The following is a 3,206-nucleotide window of genomic DNA, read 5'->3' on the forward strand; positions in this document are numbered from 1 at the left end:
TCAGGACTTGCCTGCAAAAGCTGTTCCTCCAACAGGCCGCGAAGGTCGATACTAGAAGGGGTGACGGTCATCGTGAAACGTCCTTTCGAGAGTGCTTTGGTAGGTTCACTCGAAGGATCACACGGTGGCCGTCACTCTGTAATGAATGACGCTCTCACCGGGGAGCCGTACACCACATTAAAGGACGCTACTGTTTTCAGAGCGAGTAGTTGCTATCAATTCGTCCCGTGTGTATGGCAGAGGCGTTCAAGGTCATAGCGAGTAGGCCAGGGTGCGGTATCTAGCTGGTTGCGGGTGACTCGCAGGCTTGCCGTCTTGATGGGCAGGACGTGTCGTGGGCTTGAAGCGGATTCGGTGGTTCAATGTGCTGTTATGTGAGTAGTCCAATGCCGAAGGCTGCTAGTGAACCGTAGAGAATTCCCCAGAGGGTGATGGAGAGGCCTTGCCACAGTGCGACTTTGCGAATCGGCATTCCTGCCCTGATAAGGGTGGCGGCAGTGATCTGACTGGGAAGAATCACCTGGCTCCCCAGTGATACTCCGGCAATCCCGTATTTTTCGAAGCGACGTCGCAGCTTCGGGTTTCGAAGGTTCGTTTGGAACTCCGTTGCGTCTGCGTGGGCACTATGTCCTTGGTATGACTGTCGATGGTTCTGCCTGAGGTGAATAACGTAGATCACGCCGATGGTCGAGGCCATGTTTCCGGTAATGGCTGCGGGGATTGCTAGGAGGGCTGGAACTCCGGCGATGATCCCGATGACCGAGCCGTAGTAGGACTCAAGGAAGGGAATTGCCCCCGTCAACAGTACGATCAGGCATTGAAGAGCGATGGGCTGTGAGGCGGTGAACTGCCATAGTGACTCGAAAGCGTCTGACATTGCAGTGCCTTGAAGCTGGTGGCGTCAGGCTCGGATGCGATCCGTGGGGGCTTGTCAAGTGGTTTGTGTGCGGGAGATTTTCAGAGGTAGTTGGGGATTCGGTCGGGGTAGGCGGCGGTCAGCTGCGCGAGGGCTTGTTTCCAGTTCGTCGTAACTTGGCCCTCGACGAGCCGACCGGAGGCCTTCCGCGGGCCTGGCTTGCCGCGCTCCTTCACGCGTTCTCGGGCTCTCTTGTCCTCGATGTTGCAGATCGCCAGCCACAGCAGCTTCACGACGGAATCGTCGTTGGGGAACTGCGAGCGGTTCTTCGTGACCTTGCGCAGCTGGTAGTTCAGCGACTCGATGCTGTTCGTCGTATAGATCACCCGACGCGCGGCCGGCGGGAACGCCAGGAACGGCGTGAAACGGTCCCACGCGTTCTCCCATACCGCGACCGCCGACGGATACTTCTGGCCCATCGGGGATTCGGCGAACTCCGTGAGCGCCTGCAAAGCGGTGTCCTCGTTCGCCGCGGTATAGATCGCCTTGAGTCCCTTGGACACGGCTTTGCGGTCGCCGTAGGCCACGAACCGGTTCGCGGCCCGGATGAGATGCACGACGCACGTCTGGACGAGCGAATCGGGCCAGGTCGCCTCGATCGCCTCCGGCAGGCCTGTGAGCCCGTCGCAGCACACGATGAGCACGTCCCGGACACCCCGGTTGGCCAGCTCCGCGCAGACGTGGGCCCAGAAGGACGCGCCCTCGGTGTTCTGCACCCAGATGCCGAGCACGTGCTTGATCCCGTCCATGTCCACGCCGACGGCGATGTGCGCGGCTTTCGATCGGACGTGGCCGTTGTCGCGGACCTTCACCCGGATCGCGTCGAGATAGATCACGGGGTAGAACTCCTCGAGCGGTCGGTTCTGCCAGTCCATCACCGCCTCGAGCACCGCGTCGGTGATGTTCGCGATCGTCTCGTGCGACAGCTCGGTGCCGATCGTCGATACCAGGTGATGCTGGATATCCCGGATCGTCATCCCACCGGCGTACAGGCTGATGATCATGTTATCGAGGCCTCCCAGCCTCCTCGAGCCCTTCGGCACCAGCCTCGGAGTGAACGACCCGTCCCGGTGAAGCGCCCCGGGTTCTGTAGAGACTTCCAAACCAGGAAAGAATGGGAGTTACTATGCCAGCACCACGGAAGTACAGCGAAGAGCTGAAGGAGCGCGCCACCCGGATGGCGTTGGACGCGCGGAAGAACCATGAGACCAAGATCGGAGCTATCCGCCGGGTCGCTGAACAGCTCGGGATCCATCCCGAGGCCCTGCGCAACTGGGTCCGTCAAACCGAAATCGACGGCGGGCTCGCCCCGGGCCGGACCACTGAGGATTCCGAGCGGATCGCCCAGCTGGAGCGTGAGCTGCGCGAGGTCAAGCGAGCTAATGAAATCTTGCGGACCTCTGCGGCTTTTTTCGCCGCCGCGGAGCTCGACCGCAAGATCAAGTAGCCCCCGGCGGCCAGGGCGCCTCCCAGCAGTCTGTCTCAACTGAGGCTGAGCGGGGCTGGGAGGTGCCCACTGGTGTGGCGGTCGATTACATCGATGCCTACCGCCACCAGGTCGTTGAAGGATCCGAGCTCGGAGTCGAGCCGATCTGTGCCCAGCTGAAGTCCATGGGCGTGCAGATCGCTGCGAGCACCTACTACGCCGCGAAGAAGCGCCCGCCCTCAGCCCGATCCCGCAGAGACGCGGAGTTGGTGCCTCTGATCCGTAAGACCCATGCGGAGAACCTCGGGGTCTACGGGGCTAGGAAGATCCACGCCCAGCTGACCCGCAACGGCCACCAGGTGGCCCGGTGCACCGTAGAGCGGCTAATGCGTGCTGAAGGCATCCGCGGCATCCGCCGAGACAAGACCATACGGACCACCATCACCGAAGGAGAAGAGAATCAGATGCGTCCCTCAGATCTCGTCGCCAGGAGCTTCACCGCCACCGCCCCGAACCGGCTCTGGGTAGCGGATCTGACCTATATCCGCACCTACTCCGGGTGGGTCTACGCCGCTTTCGTCCTGGATGTGTTCAGCCGCCTGATCGTGGGCTGGCAGGTGTCCACCTCTCTGCGCACTGATCTGGCCCTGGACGCCCTGGATATGGGCCTGTGGGCCCGCCGCCGAGCCGGGCAGGAACTTGACGGGCTGGTCCATCACTCCGACCGCGGAGTCCAGGGCGGATTCAACTGGTCGTCGCAACACCTTGAGGTGAGAAAGGTGTTCAAGGATGGTGACCAAGGACTGGAGCATGAAGATCAGCGAGGTCCCGGAGGGGATGCGGCGGCAGTGGCGCGCGGACCGG

The 3,206-nt window shown here is 61.8% G+C and carries 3 protein-coding genes and 1 pseudogene; 2 read left to right on the plus strand and 2 right to left on the minus strand.

The genetic code is table 11. The features are described from left to right. Positions 1-370: 370 nt before the first annotated feature. Positions 371-877, minus strand: coding sequence for a hypothetical protein (locus DYI20_RS12040; protein WP_122549579.1), 507 nt, complete (start codon positions 875-877; stop codon positions 371-373). A gap of 80 nt (positions 878-957) precedes the next feature. Continuing rightward, positions 958-1,986, minus strand: a pseudogene (locus tag DYI20_RS12045) (IS256 family transposase); the annotation flags it as partial. Between the two features lie 56 nt (positions 1,987-2,042). On the opposite strand from DYI20_RS12045, the gene DYI20_RS12050 reads away from it, so the two are divergent. Together DYI20_RS12050 and DYI20_RS12055 are read left to right on the plus strand one after the other, a co-directional pair. Continuing rightward, complete coding sequence (locus tag DYI20_RS12050) at positions 2,043-2,363, plus strand: transposase (protein ID WP_166769959.1); 321 nt, start codon at positions 2,043-2,045, stop codon at positions 2,361-2,363. 74 nt (positions 2,364-2,437) lie between these two features. Beyond that, on the plus strand, positions 2,438-3,206 hold a 769-nt coding region (locus tag DYI20_RS12055), incomplete at its 3' end, for an IS3 family transposase (protein WP_122549581.1).

Origin of the sequence: Auritidibacter ignavus (assembly GCF_003703835.1) — a bacterium.
Classification (GTDB): Bacteria; Actinomycetota; Actinomycetes; order Actinomycetales; family Micrococcaceae; genus Auritidibacter; species Auritidibacter ignavus.

What these genes read in the sequence shown, in the direction of transcription:
- DYI20_RS12040 (WP_122549579.1), bottom strand. Translation starts at nt 877, where the DNA reads ATGTCAGACGCTTTCGAGTCACTATGGCAGTTCACCGCCTCACAGCCC.
- DYI20_RS12050 (WP_166769959.1), top strand. Translation starts at nt 2,043, where the DNA reads ATGCCAGCACCACGGAAGTACAGCGAAGAGCTGAAGGAGCGCGCCACC.